We start from the raw sequence: 1,954 nt of genomic DNA on the forward strand, positions 1-1,954 counted from the left end.
CGCGGCGTCGGCGTATGACCAGCCTGCTGGTATGGGGGTGATCGTGCGTCGGTCGGCCACTACGACGTTGGCCAGTGCGTCGGGGAAGAGTCCGGTTACTCGGTCGCCGGGGTTGAGGTCGGTGATGTCGGGGCCGATGTCGAGGACGATGCCGGCCGCTTCGCTGCCCATGGTGGCCTCGCCGGGGTACATGCCCAGGGCGATGAGTACGTCGCGGAAGTTCAGACCGGCGGCCCGCACCCCGACCCGTACCTCTCCCGGCAGCAGGCTCCGGGTGGCGGTGTCGGATCCGGTCAGTGTGAGGTTCTCCAGTGTGCCGCGTTCGCTGGTGTCCAGGTGCCAGGCGTCGGCGTCGGCCGGAGGTGTCAGCGCGTCGGCGACGGCCGTGGTCGTCAGTCGGGGGACGGTGATGGCGCCGTCGCGGATGCGGGCCTGGGGTTCGCCGGAGGCGACCAGGATGGGCAGGACCTCTTGGGAGGCGGGGTGGTCGTCGGTGTCGACCAGCACGATGCGGTCGGGGTGTTCGGTTTGGGCGGTGCGGATAAGTCCCCAGACGGCTGCGCCCGCGAGGTCGTCGTAGGTGGCCTCGACGACCAGGGGGGCGGTGGTGTCCGCGGCCAGGTGCTGCTGTATTCGGGTCAGGGTCTCGGTGGTGATGTGGTGGGTGTCGGCCAGGACGTTGTCGCCGACTGTGGGGACTGTGTATCGCTCGAAGTCCACTGGGGTGGCGGGGGTTGTGGGGGTGTGCGGGGACCAGTCGAGTGTGTAGAGGTGGTTTGTTTCGGTTTGGGTGGCGTGGAGTTGGTCGGGGTGGAGTGGTCGGGTGGTGAGGGAGTCGATGGTGATGACGGGTTGGCCGGTGGTGTCGGTTGCCAGGAGGCGGGTGGCGCCGGTGTCGTCGGTGTCGAGCCGGACTCGGAGGTGGGTGGCGCCGGTGGCGTGGAGGGTGACGCCGGTCCAGGAGAAGGGCAGGTGTGGGGTGCTGGAGTCCGGGGTGTTGAGGGCGGCGGGGTGTAGTGCCGCGTCGAGCAGCGCCGGGTGCAGGGCATGTCCAGTGGCGGTGCCTGCGGCGGTGGGCAGTTCGATCTCGGCGAAGAGGGTGTTGTCGCGTTGGTAGAGGGTGTGGAGTCCCTGGAAGGCGGGGCCGTAGTGGAGTCCGGTGTCGGCGAGTTGCTGGTAGGCGGTGGTGAGGTCGATTTGGCGGGCGTCGATGGGTGGCCAGGTGCCGAGATCCGTTGTGGGTTGGGTTTCGCGTTTGAGGGTGCCGGTGGTGTGGCGGGTCCAGGTGCCGGTGGTGTCGCGGCTGTGGAGGGAGATGGGGCGGTGGCCGGTGTCGGTCTCGGCGCCTACGGTGATCTGGATCGGGGTGGGACGGGTGAGTGCGAGGGGGGTGTGGATGACCAGTTCGTCCACGGTGGTGTGGTCGGTGTGCTCGGCGGCGTAGAGGGCGAGGTCTATCAGTGCGGTGCCGGGGACGATCACGGTGCCGTTTACCGCGTGGTCGGCGAGCCAGGGGTGGGTGCTGGTGGAGAGTCGGCCGGAGAGGACGAGTTCGCCGGTGTCGGCCACTGTGGTCACCGCGCCCAGCAGCGGGTGGTCCGTCGTCCCCAGTCCGGCTCCCTCCACCTCGGCGCCCCCTCCCGCGGCGTCGTGCAGCCAGAACCGTTCGCGCTGGAACGCGTAGGTCGGCAGCTCCACGCGCCGGCCCCGGGGCACCACTGCGGACCAGTCGAGCTCCACACCGCTGGTGTGGGCGTGCCCGGCGGCGGTGAGCACGGTCACGACCTCGTTGTGGTTGCGGCGGGTGGTGGGGATGAGGTGGGTGGTGGTGGGGAGGGTGGTGCGGGCGAGGGCGGTGAGGGTGGTGTCGGGGCCGATTTCGAGGTAGGTGGTGATGCCGTGGTGGTGGAGGTGGTGGAGGGTGTCGGTGTAGCGGACGGGTGCGGTGATGTGG

At 69.8% G+C, this 1,954-nt stretch carries 1 protein-coding gene; it reads right to left on the reverse strand.

Features of this window, described 5'->3' with window-relative positions; all coding sequences use genetic code 11:
* The coding region (locus NQU54_RS48415; protein WP_257636632.1) for a SpnB-like Rossmann fold domain-containing protein at positions 1–1,954 on the reverse strand (1,954 nt) is incomplete at both ends.

Origin of the sequence: Streptomyces malaysiensis subsp. samsunensis, from assembly GCF_024519315.1 — a bacterium.
GTDB classification, from domain to species: Bacteria; Actinomycetota; Actinomycetes; order Streptomycetales; family Streptomycetaceae; genus Streptomyces; species Streptomyces malaysiensis.